Source organism: Candidatus Methylopumilus rimovensis, assembly GCF_006364615.1.
Classification (GTDB): domain Bacteria; phylum Pseudomonadota; class Gammaproteobacteria; order Burkholderiales; family Methylophilaceae; genus Methylopumilus; species Methylopumilus rimovensis.
Map to the genome: position 1 here is coordinate 675,778 of NZ_CP040986.1, position 18,510 is coordinate 694,287.

Genomic DNA, 18,510 nt, shown 5'->3' on the forward strand with positions numbered 1-18,510 from the left:
TGTATATGAGGATTACACAAAACATAAAGAACCAATACAAAATCAAGCAAACAAAGAAGCATTATGAAAATTTTACTGTAGGCTCATTAGTTCTTGGTATAGAAATGAAAGAGGCTATTACCACCTTGTATGCTTTTGCTCGTCTCGGTGACGATATTGCTGATGAAGGAAATAAATCTAAGAAAGACCGTCTTAAAGAAATAAAATATCTTAAAGATCATCTAAAAAAAATTGAAAAAAATCAAAAAATTAACGACCCATATTTTAAAATATTAAAAAAAATACTTATTAAATATAATATAAAAATCAGTAACTTATATAAATTTATTAATGCTTTTAATAAAGATATTAATCATAAACAATACTCTAGATTTAATGGCCTAATCAAATATTGTGAGGATGCAGCGAACCCAGCTGGTGAACTTATTTTAAGCCTTGCAAAAAAAGATAATAAAGAAAATATTCGCAAATCTAATGCGATTTGTACGGCGTTAGCACTTATTAATTTCGCTCAAGGGGCTGTTGAAGATTATAAAAAAGGTCGAATTTATTTTCCAAAAGACGAGATAAAAGAATTTAATCTAAATATCAAAGATATCGAAAAAAGAAACTTTTCAGCTCAATGGATAAGATATAAAAAATTTTGGGTTAATCGAAATTACCAAATCCTTAAGGAAGGCTTAGGGCTTGGAAAAAAAATAAAAGGTAGGCTTGGCTTGGAAATACAAATGATTGAGCTTGCAGCGCTTTTATTAGTAGAAAGAATGAAAAAAAATGACTGTAATTTATTCATTAACCCACCTAAAATTAAAACATTAGATTGGATATTCATATTCCTTAAAGCTGCAACCCTAAAACTATCATGACTCCTATTCAATATTGCTACGAGAAGGTTAAAGAGAGTAAATCAAATTTCACGTGGACTTTTTACTTTATAAGTAAAAACAGGCGAGATGCCCTTGTGTCGCTTTACGCATTTTGTAGGGAAATTGATGATATTGTTGATAACACAATCGATCTCGAAGTAGCAACAGCAAAAATAAATTGGTGGAAAAATGAAATAAATCGATTATTTCATGAAACACCGCAACATCCAGTGACAAAGTCACTTTTAAAGTTTATTGGTACCTATGAACTTAATGAGGCCTATTTCATAGAAATGCTAGATGGTATGGAAATGGATTTAAAATTTAATCGCTACGAAAGTTTTAAACAGCTCCAACTTTATTGCTATAGAGTTGCAGGCGTAGTAGGCATACTATGCGTCAAAATATTAGGCTTTAAAAATCAAGGGACTTTAAAGTTTGCTCATGATTTGGGTATTGCGCTTCAACTCACAAATATTATTCGTGACGTTGGAGAAGATGCAAGAAAAAATAGAATCTATATTCCACTCGATGAACTTCATCAATTCAATGTATCTGAAAATGACATTTTAAGATTTCAAGAAAATAAAAATGTATCAAACTTATTGATTTATCAAATTGAGCGTGCAGAAAATTTTTATAAGTCTGCTTATGAAAAAATCCCTAAAGAAGATATAAATTCACAGATTCCTGGCTTACTTATGGGAAAAATTTATGAAACATTACTGCTTGAGATTAAAAGGGATCAGCCAGAACAAACACTCAATCGCAAGGTAATCCTCCCGCCTTTTAGGAAGATGCTCGTCATATTTAAATGCTTCTTTAAAAATAAATTTTATGCTTTAAGCAGTTGAAGTGCTTGAGAAAGATATTCAATACCCATGACATCAATTCCTGCAATCTTTTGTTTAGCAATATTTGCTTTGGGAATGATAGCTCGTGTAAAACCTAATTTTGCAGCTTCTTTGATACGCTCTTGACCTCTTTGAATAGGTCTTACCTCGCCTGCTAAACCGACCTCACCAAAAATAATTGTTTTTTGATTGATAGGTTGATTTTTAAACGATGAAACAATAGCACATAAAATAGCAAGATCTACACCTGGCTCAGTAATCTTGACACCACCTACCGCATTTACAAAAACATCTTGATCAAAGCATGCGATGCCGCCATGTCTATGCAATACGGCAAGAAGCATGGAAAGTCGATTCTGCTCCAAACCAACACCTAAGCGTTTAGGCGATGCTCCATGCGCATTATCAACAAGCGCTTGAATCTCAATAAGAAGTGGTCTCGTTCCTTCTTGAGTTACTGTAATACATGATCCAGAAACCTCTTCATGATGATGTGACAAAAATAGTGCGGAAGGATTTGTCACTTCTCGCAAACCTTTCTCGGTCATAGCAAATACACCAAGCTCATTGACAGCGCCAAATCTATTTTTAAATGCGCGTACCATTCTAAAGCTCGAGTTTTGATCACCTTCGAAATAAAGCACAGTATCTACAATATGCTCTAGCACGCGAGGACCTGCTAATGAACCTTCTTTTGTAACGTGGCCAACTAAAATCATGCTCACTTCTAATTGTTTTGCAATGCGCGTCAATTGTGCTGAACATTCTCTGACTTGAGTAACTGAACCAGGTGCTGATTGCAACTCTTCCGAATAAATTGTTTGAATAGAATCAATAACAACAACATCGGGTTTATTTTTTTCAATCGATTGAATAATTTTTTCTAAATTTATTTCAGACAGGATAAAAATATCTGAGACTTCTAGCTCTAAACGTTTTGCTCGCATAGCTATCTGTTGCGGTGACTCTTCGCCACTTACGTAAATAACTTTGCATGGCGCCTGACTTTTATCATTAGTCATATGTGAAAGCGCCTGAATAAGTAGTGTCGATTTTCCAATACCAGGATCTCCACCAATTAATACGACGCCCCCAGGAACAAAACCACCGCCTAGAACTCGATCAAATTCACTTATACAGGTCGTTCTCTTATAAACGGCTGACATTTTAACTTCGTTAAGTTTTTTTAGTTCTGAGGTTTGTGTCAGAGATGCATATCGACTAGGCATAGAAGCCTCAATAATACTTTCTGCCATGGTATTCCATGTCATGCAATGTGGGCATTGCCCCTGCCATTTGGTCGATTGACCGCCGCATTCAGTGCAAACAAATGCAATCTTATTTTTGGCCATATAATGTTTCCATAGGAACTCTTATGGATGCGGAAATAGCACAAAGTAATTCATAACCTACTGTTCCAGATTTTTCAGCAACTTCGTCGACAAGAATATGCTCACCCCATAATTCAACATCGCTTGAAATAGATGCTTTAGGAATATTGGTGATATCTATATAAAGCATATCCATAGATACTCTACCAACTGTAAATGTTTTTTTTCCCTCAACAAAGACTGGTGTTCCAGTTGGCGCATGTCTCGGATAGCCATCCGCATAGCCACATGCAACCACAGCGATACGCATATCATTTTTAGCTTTAAAACTGTCGCCATATCCAATTGAATCATTTTTGGATAAATTTTGTATTGCAATAATTTTGCTTTTCAATTGCATAACAGGTTTAAGGTTAAAAGAACTAGATTTTTCCCCTACAATTGGTGATGCACCATAGAGCATAATCCCGGGTCTGACCCAATCAAGATGGGTACTTTTATAATTGAGAATAGATGCCGAGTTTGCAACCGAACGAGAGAAATTAAAATGATTAGCAATATCATTAAAAATATTAAATTGCCAATCAACACCTCTAGGCTCATCCGCAGTTGCAAAATGAGTCATCAGTGTGATCGATTTAATATGAGATTTATTTTGTAAAGATTTAACAATATCTTTTGCATCCTTAGGGTCAAATCCTAAACGGTTCATTCCAGTATTAATCTTAAAGTGAATATCGATAGGATGATTGAGTTTTGCGTGTTCAATCATCTGTAATTGTTGAATATTATGCACCACAAGGTTGATGCGCATTTTTGCTGCTATAGGAATTTCATAAGCTTCAAAAGCGCCTTCTAACAATAAAATAGTTTGCTCAAAACCGTGCTCTCTTAAGTCAATTGCTTCATTTAAACTAAGCACAGCAAAACCATCGCTTTCACTTAGTCCGTGAGCAACATTAATAAGACCATGTCCATAACCATTAGCCTTTACAACTGACATGATCTTAGATTTAGGTGTTAATTGCTTAACAATAGCGAGATTATGTCGAAGCGAAGCTTGATTAATGAATGCCTTAAGAGGACGCATTTATATTATTCGTCGTAAGATTGAAAGCCTGGATTAGCAAAATTTTCGAAGCGAGTATATTCTCCTAAGAATGTGAGTCTAACTCGCCCAATAGGGCCATTTCTTTGTTTTGCAATAATGATTTCTGCAACGCCTTTATCTGGAGTATCGGGGTTATAAACTTCGTCTCGATAAATGAAAAGTATTAAATCAGCGTCTTGTTCAATCGCACCTGATTCTCTCAAGTCCGACATTACGGGACGCTTATCAGGTCTCTGTTCAACACTTCGATTGAGCTGAGATAATGCAACAACTGGAACATCAAGCTCTTTTGCAAGAGCTTTAAGTGATCGTGACATTTCAGAAATTTCCGTCGCACGATTTTCGCTTTGTCGCCCACCTGGAGGTGACATTAATTGAAGGTAATCGATGACAATCAAACCTAATTTTCCACACTGTCTCGAGAGTCTTCTAGCGCGCGCTCTTATATCAAAAGAATTTAAACCGGCGCCTTCGTCAATATGGATAGGTGCCTCATTAAGCCTTCCTAGTGCATGAGTTAATCGTTCCCAGTCATCATCTTCAAGACGCCCTGTTCTCATCTTGTGCTGGTCTAAACGTCCAACTGAACCTAATAGACGCATAGTTAATTGGGTAGAAGCCATTTCCATTGAAAATACTGCGACAGGAAGTCCTGTGTCCAACGCAACATTTTCTGCCATATTAAGAGCCAATGAAGTTTTACCCATAGAAGGACGACCAGCAACAATAACAAGGTCACCTGGTTGCAATCCTGAGGTCATCGCATCTAAATCTGAGAATCCTGTGGGTACACCGGTAACGTCACTCGCCCCTGCAGTAAATAAATCATCAATCCTTTGTGCTACCTGAGGCAAAAGCTCTTTAATATCCTTAAAGCCGGATTGATCATGCTTTTCTTTTTCGGCAATTTGAAAAATCTTAGCTTCAGCTTCGTCTAAAAGTTGCTGAGCATCTCGTCCTTGAGGCGCAAAAGCACTATCTGCAATATCAGAACCCACCTCGACCAAATGTCTCATGATTGAACGTTCGCGAACAATCTCTGCATATCGACGAATATTCGCAGAAGTTGGCGTATTTTGTGCTAAAGAACCCAGATAACTTATACCACCAGCCGTTACTAACTCAGCATTCTTCTCTAAGGATTCAGCAACAGTCACAATATCCGCTGGGCTATTTTGCTCAACAAGCTTAATAATATGCTGATAGATTAAACGATGATCTTGACGATAAAAATCACTGGGCGACACAAGGTCCGCAATTTTATCAAGCGCTTCATTTTCAATGAGCAAACCACCCAATAAAGACTGCTCTGCTTCAATCGAATGTGGGGGTAATTTAAGGGTATTGAGAATATCGTCAGCCATGGATTAATTATAACGGAATAAAAAAAGGCTGCTCTAGGCAGCCTTTAAAAAAATAGATTGCTTTTTATTAAGCAGGTTCACCAATCACGTCGATTGTAATATCAACTGTCACATCATGATGCAAAGCAATGGTGACTTGATGCTGACCTACAGTTTTGAGTGGGCCATTTGGCATACGAATCTCAGCTTTAACTACCTTAATATTTTTCGCTGTTAAACCTTCAGCAATATCTGTGTTTGTCACAGAGCCAAAAAGTTTTCCGTCAACACCAGCTTTTTGCGTCACAGCAAGATTAAAACCAGCAAGGGCTTTAGCTCTTTCTTTGGCAGCATCAAGAAGCGCTGATTGTTGTTTTTCAAGTTCAGCACGTCTTGCTTCAAATTCTGCTTTATTTGAATCTGTTGCGCGCTTAGCTTTGCCTTGTGGAATTAAAAAATTTCTACCAAATCCATCTTTAACTTTAACAATGTCACCAAGGTTTCCTAAATTAGCAACTTTCTCTAATAAAATAACTTGCATCTTATAATCTCCTTAGTGCTTATCAGTGTATGGTAAAAGCGCTAAAAAACGAGCGCGCTTCACCGCAATGTTGAGTTGTCGTTGATAAATGGCTTTAGTGCCTGTGATACGAGCTGGAATCAGCTTTCCGTTTTCAGTAATAAAGTCTTTTAATAAATCAACATCTTTGTAATCTACTTCTTTAATGCCTTCAGCACTAAATCTGCAGTAACGTCTTCTTTTGTACATTTCTCTAGCCATCTTAAACTCCTATAGATATTCTATAAAATTAATATGAAAAATGAGCTGATTACTTTTTGCGCTCTTATTTCCAATAAACCCTTTTGTTTTAATTTTGTCGCCAATTTTCACTGGTATCAAAGCATTGCTACCCATGATTTTTGCGCTTAACTCACAATTGATTGTACGTTTTAAATTCGCTTCAATCTGCTCTGAGTTATGTTTTAAAGTAAGATTAAGTGCTGGTATTCCTGCGGGTGTGTATCGAATTGGATCCACGTGGGACACTTCCCCAGAAATTTCTAAGCAGTTCAATCTAAATTAAGCTTCAACAACCTCAGGTGCAGCTCGCTCATCTTTATCAAGCACTGATTTTGATTTTTCTTCTTTCATCATAATAGATGGTGAAGTCACGGCTGTTTTTGTGCCCATAATCAAATGACGTAAAACGGCATCATTGAATTTGAATGCATGCTCTAACTCTGCAAGCGTTTCAAGATCACATTCAATATTCATAAGCACATAATGAGCTTTGTGAATTTTTTCAATCATGTAGGCAAGCTGTTTACGGCCCCAATCTTCGAGGCGGTGGAGTTTTCCACCTTTGGATGTTACTAGAGATCTGTAGCGTTCAATCATGCCAGGCACTTGTTCGCTTTGATCAGGATGTACGATGAATACAACTTCATAATGTCGCATATAAATCCCCTTATGGTTAATAGCTTTCAGTGATGCGGTTCACTGTAAAGCAAGGTAGAAAGATCGAGTATTATAGGTGTTTTTTGAATTAAATCAATGGTTTTTAGAGGTCAATTCGGTCCCTAAGCCCTGCCCCATAAAGTCTTTCTTTAAGGAATTTCGCTTCGTCTCGAAGTTGAGCCGCTTTTTCAAATTCTAAATTACGTGCCGCTATCTGCATTGATTTTTCTAGCTTTTGGATTTCCTTGGCCATCTGCTTCTCGTTTAAATGGTCATAGCGAGCCTCTTCCTTCTTCAGCGCCCGATTAAAATCGACTTCTTCTTTATCAAAAGTACCATCAATAATATCTTTAATCTTTTTGGTAACGCCTACGGGCGTAATATTATTTTCTAAATTAAATGTAATTTGCTTGGCGCGCCTTCGACTAGTTTCGTCCATAGCTATTTTCATGCTTCGTGTAATCTTGTTGGCATAGAAAATAACTTGTCCATTTAAATTACGGGCTGCCCTTCCCGCCGTTTGAATGAGGGAGCGTTCAGACCTTAAAAAGCCTTCTTTGTCAGCATCTAATACAGCCACAAGAGAAACTTCTGGAATATCGAGACCTTCTCTTAATAGATTAATACCCACCACTACATCGAATTTGCCTAATCTTAAATCGCGAATAATTTCAACGCGTTCCACCGTATCAATATCTGAGTGAAGATAGCGCACTTTAATTTGATGTTCAGATAAATAGTCAGTCAAATCTTCAGCCATACGCTTAGTAAGGGTTGTTGCTAATACTCTTTCATTTTTTTCAACGCGAAGATTAATCTCACTTAATAAATCATCAACCTGTGTATCTGCTGGTTTGACAATAATTTCAGGGTCAATTAATCCTGTAGGTCTAGCAACTTGCTCTACAATTTTTTGTGTATTTAGGGCTTCATATTCAGCAGGTGTTGCTGAAACAAAAATACATTGACGCATTGTTTTTTCAAACTCTTCAAATTTTAAAGGTCGATTATCAAGCGCTGATGGCAATCTAAATCCATACTCAACTAAATTTTCTTTTCGAGCACGATCGCCTTTATACATCCCACCAATTTGAGGAACGGTAACATGGCTTTCATCAATAATCATAAGCGCATCTTTAGGCAGATATTCAATTAAGGTGGGAGGTGGATCACCTGGGTTCCTGCCTGACAAATGTCTCGAATAATTTTCAATGCCCTTACAAAAACCTATTTCATTTAACATCTCAATATCAAAACGAGTGCGCTGTTCAATTCTTTGAGCTTCAACTAATTTATTGGCTTTTACAAAATAATCTGAGCGCTCTCTTAGTTCATTTTTAATTTTTTCAATTGCCCTCACAGTGGTTTCTCTTGGCGTTACGTAATGACTCGAAGGGTAAACTGTAAAGTGATTCACTTTGTTATACATCTGCCCTGTGAGTGGATCAAAGAGCGTAATCGACTCTATGAGATCATCAAATAATGTGACTCTAATTGCAGTCTCTGAATTTTCAGCAGGGAAAATATCAATCGTATCGCCCCTTACCCTGAAGGCACCTCGTGAAAAATCAAAATCATTACGTTCATATTGCATAGAAACTAAGCGCAAAATAATATTACGTTGTAATAACCTTTCACCTTTAATGAGATGCATGACCATACCCTGATAATCAACAGGGTCACCAATACCGTAGATCGCAGATACTGTCGCTACAATAATGCTGTCATCACGCTCAAGAAGAGCTTTGGTTGCAGATAAGCGCATTTGTTCAATATGCTCGTTAATACTTGAATCTTTCTCAATAAAAAGATCTCGGGCGGGAACATAAGCTTCAGGCTGATAGTAATCGTAGTAAGACACAAAATATTCCACAGCATTTTGGGGGAAAAATTCTCTGAATTCTGAATAAAGTTGTGCGGCTAGTGTTTTGTTAGGCGCCATTACAATTGCAGGCTTTCCTGTTCTGGCGATTACATTTGCTATGGTGTATGTTTTTCCTGAACCAGTGACACCTAAGAGTGTTTGGAACTTTTTTCCGTCAAAAATCCCTTGTGTTAAAAGATCAATAGCTTGTGGTTGATCTCCAGCAGGGGGAAATGGTTGGAATAACTGATAAGGGCTATTTGGAAATGTAAGTAACAAGATAGTGGTATTCTACTTAAATAAACTATTAGAAAATTAAATATGCGGCAAAACTAACGAGAACTTTTAGTATTGCATACAGTCCAGTGAACATTATACTTTTTAAAAGCGACTTCCTATGAAACCATTCTTTAAATTTTTTGCATTTATTTCAATTGGGTTTTCATTTTTTTCAACGAATGTATTTGCTTTAAATAATGACCAGTTAATGAGCTCATTTTTAAGCGTTGTCATGATAAGAGGATACAACGAAACCGGCGGTCTTGCTTATGGCTCAGGAGTTGTTGTAGGAGACAATCAAGTCATCACGAATTGTCATGTATTAAGAAAAACAAAGCAACCATGGATTTCTCAAGGCGAAGAAACTTACTCAGTGACGGCAGTTAAAGCAGATCGTTGGCATGATTTATGTTTAGTTAGTACATTCGGGATGCCACACAAATCGGTTCTTATAGGCAAAAGTACTGACCTTAAAAAAGGCCAAGAAGTGATCGCAATAGGTCATTCAAATGGCGTACCTGCCCCATTAACAAGTGCGGGTTTTGTGAAATCTACTTATGATCTTGATCAAGGAAAGGTAATCTTGAGTTCGGCAAAATTTAGGATGGGCGCATCAGGAAGTGGCTTATTTGATACTGAAGGTCGGCTTGTAGGTATAAATACTTTCAAAACTTCTGGAAAAAATTCTTTTTATTATGCTCTTCCGGTTGAATGGCTCAATTCACTTAAAAATAAACCTACTGAAACTAATTTCCCAATCACTGGTACAGCTTTATGGGAGGAAGAGGAAGATAAAAAACCAATCTTTCTTCAAGTTGCAATTCCAACGATTAAAGAAGATTGGAAAAAATTACTCGAAGTAGCTAGCGAATGGACAAGAAAAGAAATGAATAATGCGGAAGCTTGGTTTGAACTTGGCTTCGCTAACGAAAACCTTAATAATTTAAATGCTGCTGAAAAAGCATATCGACAATCCATCAAATTAGACAATCAAAATACCGATGCACTCTTGCGTTTAGGTTTTATTGCTAAAGGCAAAGAAGACAAAATCGAAATTAAAAATATTCAAGAACAAATTGCTAAAGTGAACCCTGAACTTCTCGAAGATTATTATAAACTGCTTGGCTGCTCTAAGACCTGCGATTAGACTAAAAGTCTATTTCAACTGTAGTTCTTTTTGCGTAAAATAGGGGCAATCATTAATAAACCCTGGATCTAAATTGTCAGCCATCAAACTATCCGACTGTGTCGGCCGAATAAAAGAATCTCCAACGCTCGCTATTACTGCTAAAGCAGCTCGCTATAAATCTGAAGGTAAAGATATTATTGGTCTTGCTGCTGGTGAACCAGATTTTGATACGCCACAACACATTAAGGATGCTGCAAAAAAAGCGATCGATAATGGATTTACTAAATACACACCCGTGTCTGGCATTCCATCATTAAAAAAAGCGATTATTGAAAAATTTAAACGCGATAATAATCTTGAATACAACTCTAATGAAGTTATTGTTGGTGTTGGTGGCAAACAATGTATTTTTAATTTCTGTCTTGCTGTTTTAAACGCAGGAGATGAAGTTATTATTCCAGCACCTTATTGGGTATCTTATGCAGATATTGCCTTGGTCTCAAATGCCAAACCAGTTATTGTTGAATGTGGAATTGAACAAAAATTCAAAATGACAGCCGAACAACTTGAAAAGGCAATCACTCCAAAAACAAAACTGCTCATGTTGAACTCGCCTTCAAATCCAACTGGCGCTGTTTATTCAAAAGAAGAATTAGAATCTCTTGCAAAAATACTAACAAAACATCCCAATATTTTAATTGGGACAGATGATATGTATGAGCATGTCAAATTAAAAGACATGCCTTTTTATAATATTTTAAATGTTGAGCCATCATTAAAAGATCGTTGTGTGGTTATGAATGGTGTTTCAAAGGCTTATTCCATGACAGGCTGGCGAATCGGTTTTGCAGCAGGTCCAAGTTACATTATAAAAGCTATGGAAATACTCCAATCACAATCAACATCTAACCCAACATCAGTATCGCAGGTAGCAGCAGAGGCAGCACTTTCGGGAGAGCAAGCATGTATGCAACCCATGATTAAAGCCTTCAGGGAAAGACATGATTACGTCGTCAAAAGTTTTAATGAGATCCCAGGACTTTCGTGCATTGAAGCACAAGGAGCCTTCTACGCTTTTCCTGATGCAAGAAAGGCAATCGAACGTTTATATGATCAAAAAATTCTAAAAGAAAAAACTGATCTTGCTTTGGCCGATTATCTCCTAGAAAAAGAAGGTGTAGCGGTAGTACCAGGCTCTGCATTTGGTTCGGATGGTTATTTCAGAATTTCGTTTGCAACATCTATGGACAATTTAGTAGAGGCGATGAAACGCATCAAACGTGCCCTCTCTGTTTAAATGCAGCCTCAATTCAAGTATAATTTAGGGTTTGAAAAGTTGACCTTAGAGCAATAACTGCTTTATTATGTCGTATCTCAATTCCTCGATAGCTCAGTCGGTAGAGCAACGGACTGTTAATCCGTGTGTCCCTGGTTCGAGCCCAGGTCGAGGAGCCAAAATCTATAAAAAGCCAAAATCTATTAAAATTTTTTGGCTTTTTTCATTTGTTTTTTCATCAAGCTAAAAACCTCGATTGGTTTTATGGTGTCAATACATCTTACCTGTGCTGAACAAAAATGCTTCATGCCTAAGTGATTTATACACTCGCATTTTTTTCCAAAAAGTTTCTGCTCAGAAGTGTATATAGGAGCCGCCCTTCTAACCGAATCCGCTGGGCCAAACAAACCTATTATTTTTACATTCATTGCCGCTGCGAAATGCAAAGGACCTGTATCGTTAGAAATTAGTAAACTTGCCCTACTTAAAAATATTATAAAAATTTTTAAATCATTTATTGGTTTTAGAATATTTGCTTTTGGAATTCTTCTTTTTAGTTCCAATAAAAAAGATTGTTCAGTATCAGATGGTCCAGCAGAAAATATAAGTGGAATTTTACAATTTTCAGTCAATTTATAAAAATCAATCCAATTATCTAAAGACCACTGTTTTTTTTCCTGAGTTGTAGAAACGTGGCACAAAATAAAATTAGAATCAAAATATTTTTTAGCTCTAGCTGCTGAAGAAAAATCAGGGCGAATTTCCATTGTTGGAAATTTTTTAAAAAATTTAAAGTTAAAGGCTTTTTGAAGGATTTGTTTATTAAAATCAATATAAGAAGGCGCAAAAAAATCGGTATTAACTTTAATTTGGTATGCAGATTTTTGAAGAAGAGTTGAATTAAATCTAACAACACCAATACGTTGCTTTGCTGCAATAATTCTTGTTGCTATTGAACCTCTGTCATTACCTTCGAAATCCAAAGAACATTCAAAATTTAGTGATCTTAATTTCATAAGAAATTTAATCGAATTAAATAAATTTAATTTGCCTCTAACTCGAGGAAATGCCCAAACTTTATCTATGAAGACTAAATTTGAAAGCAAAGGAGCCGCCTCTTTTGGGACTAAAACATGAAGTTCTTTTTCTGGAAATTGTTCTTTGTATGCTTTGAGAACTGGAGTTAAAAAAACAATGTCTCCCAAAAACTTGAATTGTATAAAAAGAATTTTTTCCTGAGGACTCATTATGCTTGACCTAAAAGTCTGAAGTACTTTTTAGTAACTCCAATTGCAATTACTAGCTGCAATGACTTATCTTTAATTTAATTAATGAACTTATTCTCATTGCGAATCATATTTTTTACTTTTATTGGATTATTTGAATAATAAAAGCATTAGGACTCAGGATTCGAAAAGTCATGGTTCAACTCTTCAGAATCGACTCCAGCCTCTAGCAACAACTTCGTTGCACAAGTTTCCATTGTTGGCTTTTGCATATAAAATATCGAATTAGAATTTAAAATCCACCTAAGATTTTTAACAATATTATTACCCTCAACTAATATATAAATTTATACATTAATTGATCTTTTATTTATATAAATTAATTTTAAATAGCGATAATATGTTGCTTCTGCATTCATCACAGCCAAAATAAAACCCTCGCTTCCGTCGAGAATGCCCAGTCTTAAAAAATAAGTTCGAATAAAAGCCCAAATCCCATGAAAAAGTGCTTTTTTAAGGCTGCCATTCTTGCCTCTATTTTTAAGGTCCTTAGCACCTAAGCTTGAATAGACATTGATCTTTTTTAAAACAGTTTCAAAATTTCTATATGAATAATGAATAAGAGGTTCGTTTAAATGGCCAATCTCACATTTAGTGATCAGATGCTCATGAACGTTATGTTTTGTAAATTGAGCATTATTTTTTTTAAAAAGTCTTTTTGTTCTATCTGGCCACCATCCAGAAAATCTAATAAACCTAGAAATAAATAATGATTTTCTTGGAACATCATAAACGTCATATAACCCAGAGTTAATTTTAATTTTAATTTCTTTAGCTAAAGCTTTTGTAATTCGCTCATCCGCATCTAAAGAAAATATCCACTCGTATTTGGCCAATTGAATAGCTATGTTTTTGTGATGGCCATAGCTCTTCCAAGGTCGATATAAACTTTTTGCACCTAATTTCTTAGCAATAGAAATGGTATTGTCAGAGCTACCTGAATCCAAAACAATAACTTCGTCAGCAAAATTAGCGCTCTTAATACAATCAGCTATATTTTCAGACTCATCCTTTGCAATGATAATAACGGAGATTCTAGGCATTAATGTAGTGACTAATAGTTAATTTAGAGGTAAATTATTACAATAGATTATAACAACTAATAAAATCAAATAAACAGATTTTAAGGAATTAGATGAATAGATGCTAACCACAAAAAAAGATATTGTTTGCATAGGTGGTGGCATTATGAGCATTACATTAGCAAAATTAATCCAGGAACTAGACATAAATACTGATGTAACTATTTATGAAAAACTTTCTTCTTGTGCGCTAGAAAGTACTCAATCTATAAACAATGCTGGAACAGGTCATGCTGGATTTTGTGAACTTAACTACACCCCTTTAAATAGGTATAAAGAAGTTAATATCGAAAGAGCAATAAAAATCAATAGAGAATTTGAAGTGTCTCTTCAATTCTGGAGTTTTTTAGCAAGAAAATATAAAGCTTTTAAGCCAAAATCATTTATTACCCAAGTTCCTCACATTAGCTTTGTTAAAGGCGCAAAAAATATCTCTTTTTTAAAGAAAAGATACGAAGCGCTTAGTAAAACACTTTCATTTAAAGGAATGGAATTTTCTCGCAATAAAGAAACCATTAAAAAATGGGCTCCTCTTATTGGCGTGGAAACTAAAGATGAAGTTGCCATGACAAAATATGAATATGGTAGCGACGTAAATTTTGAGTCATTAAGCCATGAAATGTTAAAAATTTTATCAAAGAGTAAAAAATTTTCTGTGCATACTCATCATGAGATTAAATCTATATCACAAAAAAAAGATCAAACCTGGGATATAAAAATATTCAATATAAAAACCAATAAGACATTTTTAGTAAATGCAAAATTTATTTTTATTGGCGCCGGCGGCTCAGCAATTCATCTTCTTCAAAAAAGTAACATTAAAAATCAAATAGGTTACGCCGGATTTCCTGTGAATGGAGAATGGTTAATATGCAAGAATCCATCACTTACAAAGAAGCACTTTTCTAAAATTTATGGCTTGGCTGGGCCCAAAGCACCACCTATGTCAGCGCCTCACTTAGACTTGAGAATTATTAATGGTAAAAAACAGCTTATGTTTGGCCCATTTGCGAGTTTTACATTTAAATTTTTAAAGACGGGATCCTATTTAGATTTAATCAAATCAATCAAAGTACGAAATATTATTCCTATGCTTCATGTGTTTGTATCCAACCTAAATCTTCTTAGTTATTTAATCAAACAATCAAGCAATTCATATAAAAACAAAATGAATACGCTAAGAGAATTCTATCCGTTAGCTAATGAAAAAGATTGGAAATTAGAATCTGCTGGCAAGAGAGTTCAGATTATTAAGCCTTATAAAAAAATAGCTGGAAAACTAGAATTTGGCACGGAAATTGTATGGTCAGATGACAGTTCTCTTGCTGCTCTTTTGGGGGCGTCTCCCGGAGCTTCAACCTCAGTTTATTCGATGCTAAATATCATAGAAAGAAGTCTAAAACGAAGAATTGACTCTAAAGTCTGGAAGAATAAAATTGAAAAAATAGCACCATCGTACAATCAAGATTTAAGTAAAACACCATCGTTATTTACGAAAACTCGACTATCTGCTTATAAAACACTTGGATTTAAGATTTAAAACGTTGCCGTCTAATTTCTGACAGCACAATACCACTAGCAACACTTACATTTAAACTTTCAACAGCGCCTAACATTGGTATCTTAATTAGGAAATCACATACTTCACGGGTTAATCTTCTCAGACCGCTGCCTTCAGAACCTAACACTACAGCAATGGGCCCTTTAAAATTTGCTTCGTAAAGAGACTCTGCACCATCTTCCGCTGTTCCTACAACGAGAACACCTTCTTCTTTGAGCTGACGAATCGTTCTTGCTAAATTCGTAACGACAATAAAAGGTAACGATTCTGCTGCTCCTGAAGCAACCTTTCTGACAGTAGCATTCAATCCTACTGCTCTATCTTTAGGTGCAATAACGGCATGGACTCCCATCCCATCTGCAACACGCAAGCAAGCGCCTAAATTATGCGGATCTTCTACGCCATCTAATATTAAAAAAAACGCAGGCTCTTTCAGGTCACTTTCTAAAATATCTTCCACCGTTTTATAGGGAATTACTAAAGGAATGATTTTTGCAACTACACCCTGATGTTTGGATTGCGAAGCAATACCATCTAATCTTGCGCGATCCACCATTAAGATACGAATATTATTTTCTTTAGCTAGCTCAATAATTTCTTTAGCTCTAGGGTCATTACGATCACTATCCAAATAAATTTCTTGAATGCTTCTAGAAGATTGTCTTAATTGACTGATAATCGGATGAAATCCAAAAATGATCTGACTGTGTGACATATTATTTTGCTCTTATTCTCTTTTTGCTTTTAGCCGATCTGCTTGGCTTTGAAGTTCCTCGGTGTTTTGCAGCCTGAGATTTCTTTTTGTGCGTCGCTTTATCTTTAAAGAAATTTTTTGGTTTTCTATCTTTTAATGTTGATTTTTGAACTTCTTGATGACTCTCAAGGCTAAAGTCAATTTTACTGAGCTCTAAGTCTACACGAACCAATTTTACTTTTAATCGATCGCCTAAGCGATAAATTGCATGAGATCTTTCACCAATCATGGCATGTCTTGCTTTGTCATAAGTAAAGTAATCATTACCTAATTCTGTAACATGTAATAAACCTTCAATATAAATAGCGTCGATTGCAACAAACAAACCAAAACTTGTGACTCCTGCAACAGTGCCTTCATATATCTCGCCAATTTTATCTTGCATGTAATAACATTTAAGCCATGAAGAAACATCGCGCGTAGCATCGTCCGCTCTTCTCTCTGTCATAGAACAATGCTGCCCTAAAACATGCCAGTTTGATGCAGGCATTTTCTTTTTTTCTATCGTAGCTTTAATAGCACGATGAATTAAAAGATCTGGGTATCGACGTATCGGGGAAGTAAAATGTGCATAAGCTTCATAAGCTAAACCAAAATGACCAATATTGTCAGGGCTATAAACAGCTTGTTGCATAGACCTGAGGAGAACTGTTTGTAATAGATGTTCATCTGGTCGTCCTTTAATTTTTTCAATTAAAGTTGCATAATCCTTAATGCTAGGTTTATCTCCACCGCCTAACATAAATCCAAACTCTGCTAAAAATGTTTGTAAGTTTTCTAAGCGTTCTTCGGTCGGGCCTTCATGAATTCTATAAAGCGCCGGATGCTCATGTTCAATTAAAAAATTAGCTGCGCATACATTAGCTGCCAACATACACTCTTCAATGAGCCGATGAGCTTCATTTCGAATCACGGGCTCAATACGATCGATTTTTCCTTGGTCATTAAAAATCATGATGGTTTCAGATGAGTCAAATTCAATGGCACCGCGAGCATGCCTTTGTTTTGTAAGAATCCTATAAACTGATTCAAGATTTTTAATATGAGGGATAATAGATTTATATTTTTCTGTTAAATCTGGTGATGCCCCTTTTAATAAGGCACTAACATCCATATATGTCATTCTTGCCTTTGATTCCATGACAGATGGATAGAATTTATAAGATGTGACTTTTCCATGTTGATCGATCAACATGTCACAAATCATACACAACCGATCCACATGCGGATTAAGAGAACAAAGGCCATTAGAAAGAGCTTCTGGAAGCATCGGAATAACTCTTCTAGGAAAGTAAACTGAGTTGCCTCTTTCAAATGCTTCTTTATCTAAAATGTTATCAGGCTGCACGTAATAACTTACATCAGCAATAGCCACCACTAATCGCCAATTTTTACCACTACTTTCAGCATAAACTGCATCATCAAAATCTCTAGCCGTTTCGCCGTCAATAGTGATGAGAGGTAAGTCCCGTAAATCAACTCTTCCTTTGAAATCTTTTTCTGAAACTTTTTTTGAGAAAGATTCGGCAATACGAATTGTTTCTTCTGAGAAATTGTAAGGAAGTTGGTGTTTTCTTAAAGCAATCTCGATTTCCATGCCGCTATCTGCATAATTACCAAGAATCTGAATTACTTTACCCATCGGTCGCGATTTAAATGAAGGTTGAGCAGTAATTTCAATGACGACGATTTGGCCTGGTTTAGCCCCCATATCAAGATGATATGGAATCAGAAAGTCTTGATTAATTCTTTTATCTTCTGCAGCTACAATAGTGACGCCTTGACCTTGAACCACTCTTCCCACCAAAGTCTCATTTTTTCTTTCAAGGATCTCAATAACTTTACCTTCGGGTCGGCCCTTTCTATCTTGGCCGATGGTTTGAACCATGACGCGATCATTATGAAGAACTTGCATCATTTCTCTTGAAGACAAGAAAATATCATCGCCCCCTTGATCTGGGATAAGAAATCCAAATCCATCTGGATGTCCTTGAATTCGTCCTGGGATAAGGTTTAATTTTTCAGAAATACAAAAATCATCCTTACGATTTCGTAAAATCTGACCTTGCCTTTCCATGGCTCGAATACGTTTACTAAACGCTTCGGATTCATCATCAGCAATTTCAAGCAATTCATTAAGTTTTGAAATAGAAAGAGGTACACCTTGATCAGCCATCACCTTTAAAATCAGCTCGCGACTTGGCAATGGTTTTTCATAAAACATGGCCTCGCGTTCTTTTTGAGGGTCTTCTTGTCGAATGGATTTATTTTTTTTGCTCATATGTGTGTCATTGTGACATTAAATTAAGGAAACA

The 18,510-nt window shown here is 35.9% G+C and carries 17 protein-coding genes and 1 tRNA gene; 6 read left to right on the forward strand and 12 right to left on the reverse strand.

The features are described from left to right. Positions 1-5 precede the first annotated feature (5 nt). Both FIT61_RS03465 and hpnD read left to right on the forward strand, forming a co-directional pair. Positions 6-866: a squalene/phytoene synthase family protein gene (locus tag FIT61_RS03465; protein ID WP_139883283.1), complete on the forward strand. Its 861-nt coding sequence runs from the start codon at positions 6-8 to the stop codon at positions 864-866. After that, positions 863-1,720, forward strand: coding sequence for a presqualene diphosphate synthase HpnD (gene hpnD / locus FIT61_RS03470; protein ID WP_139883285.1), 858 nt, complete (start codon positions 863-865; stop codon positions 1,718-1,720). Before FIT61_RS03465 ends, hpnD begins: the two co-directional genes overlap by 4 nt. Here the strand turns inward: hpnD and radA are convergent. The 8 genes from radA to uvrB all read right to left on the reverse strand — a co-directional run bounded on the left by radA (position 1,702) and on the right by uvrB (position 9,107). Beyond that, entirely contained in the window at positions 1,702-3,072 is a 1,371-nt protein-coding gene (gene radA / locus FIT61_RS03475) for a DNA repair protein RadA (RefSeq protein ID WP_139873421.1), read from the reverse strand. The two genes, hpnD and radA, sit on opposite strands and share 19 nt — an antisense overlap. Further along, complete coding sequence (gene alr, locus FIT61_RS03480) at positions 3,059-4,141, reverse strand: alanine racemase (RefSeq protein ID WP_139883287.1); 1,083 nt, start codon at positions 4,139-4,141, stop codon at positions 3,059-3,061. The genes radA and alr overlap by 14 nt, the downstream gene beginning before the upstream one ends. Positions 4,142-4,146: 5 nt before the next feature. Further along, a complete protein-coding gene (gene dnaB / locus FIT61_RS03485) occupies positions 4,147-5,526 on the reverse strand; it encodes a replicative DNA helicase (protein WP_139873423.1) in 1,380 nt (459 codons plus the stop codon). Between the two features lie 67 nt (positions 5,527-5,593). Next, positions 5,594-6,046: a 50S ribosomal protein L9 gene (gene rplI, locus FIT61_RS03490; RefSeq protein WP_139883289.1), complete on the reverse strand. Its 453-nt coding sequence runs from the start codon at positions 6,044-6,046 to the stop codon at positions 5,594-5,596. Positions 6,047-6,058: 12 nt separating this feature from the next. Next, positions 6,059-6,286 carry a 30S ribosomal protein S18 gene (rpsR, locus tag FIT61_RS03495; RefSeq protein WP_046487999.1) on the reverse strand — a complete coding sequence of 76 codons (228 nt, stop codon included), beginning with the start codon at positions 6,284-6,286 and terminating at the stop codon, positions 6,059-6,061. A 9-nt stretch (positions 6,287-6,295) separates the two neighbouring features. After that, a complete protein-coding gene (locus FIT61_RS03500; protein WP_244925174.1) occupies positions 6,296-6,544 on the reverse strand; it encodes a primosomal replication protein N in 249 nt (82 codons plus the stop codon). 42 nt (positions 6,545-6,586) lie between these two features. Continuing rightward, complete coding sequence (gene rpsF / locus FIT61_RS03505) at positions 6,587-6,964, reverse strand: 30S ribosomal protein S6 (protein ID WP_139873426.1); 378 nt, start codon at positions 6,962-6,964, stop codon at positions 6,587-6,589. Between the two features lie 103 nt (positions 6,965-7,067). Beyond that, entirely contained in the window at positions 7,068-9,107 is a 2,040-nt protein-coding gene (uvrB, locus tag FIT61_RS03510) for an excinuclease ABC subunit UvrB (protein ID WP_139883292.1), read from the reverse strand. Positions 9,108-9,315: 208 nt separating this feature from the next. Here uvrB and FIT61_RS03515 point away from each other — a divergent pair, with 208 nt between their 5' ends. The 3 genes from FIT61_RS03515 to FIT61_RS03525 all read left to right on the forward strand — a co-directional run bounded on the left by FIT61_RS03515 (position 9,316) and on the right by FIT61_RS03525 (position 11,691). Continuing rightward, complete coding sequence (locus FIT61_RS03515; protein WP_244925175.1) at positions 9,316-10,254, forward strand: S1 family peptidase; 939 nt, start codon at positions 9,316-9,318, stop codon at positions 10,252-10,254. Positions 10,255-10,327: 73 nt separating this feature from the next. Further along, complete coding sequence (locus tag FIT61_RS03520) at positions 10,328-11,533, forward strand: pyridoxal phosphate-dependent aminotransferase (protein ID WP_420886454.1); 1,206 nt, start codon at positions 10,328-10,330, stop codon at positions 11,531-11,533. Positions 11,534-11,615: 82 nt separating this feature from the next. Beyond that, a tRNA-Asn gene (locus FIT61_RS03525) sits at positions 11,616-11,691 on the forward strand. 24 nt (positions 11,692-11,715) lie between these two features. Here FIT61_RS03525 and FIT61_RS03530 read toward each other — a convergent pair. Continuing rightward, on the reverse strand, positions 11,716-12,759 hold the full coding sequence (locus tag FIT61_RS03530; protein ID WP_139883296.1) for a glycosyltransferase family 9 protein: 1,044 nt from the start codon (positions 12,757-12,759) through the stop codon (positions 11,716-11,718). A 326-nt stretch (positions 12,760-13,085) separates the two neighbouring features. Continuing rightward, complete coding sequence (locus FIT61_RS03535) at positions 13,086-13,841, reverse strand: glycosyltransferase family 2 protein (protein WP_139873430.1); 756 nt, start codon at positions 13,839-13,841, stop codon at positions 13,086-13,088. A gap of 100 nt (positions 13,842-13,941) precedes the next feature. Here FIT61_RS03535 and mqo point away from each other — a divergent pair, with 100 nt between their 5' ends. Then, entirely contained in the window at positions 13,942-15,420 is a 1,479-nt protein-coding gene (gene mqo, locus FIT61_RS03540) for a malate dehydrogenase (quinone) (protein WP_139883298.1), read from the forward strand. On the opposite strand, the gene rlmB is transcribed toward mqo, so the two are convergent. Beyond that, positions 15,410-16,156 (reverse strand): 23S rRNA (guanosine(2251)-2'-O)-methyltransferase RlmB, encoded by a 747-nt coding sequence (rlmB, locus tag FIT61_RS03545; protein ID WP_139883300.1) that lies wholly within the window; start codon positions 16,154-16,156, stop codon positions 15,410-15,412. The genes mqo and rlmB overlap by 11 nt on opposite strands. A gap of 1 nt (position 16,157) precedes the next feature. Beyond that, positions 16,158-18,476 (reverse strand): ribonuclease R, encoded by a 2,319-nt coding sequence (gene rnr, locus FIT61_RS03550; protein ID WP_139883302.1) that lies wholly within the window; start codon positions 18,474-18,476, stop codon positions 16,158-16,160. Positions 18,477-18,510 lie beyond the last annotated feature (34 nt).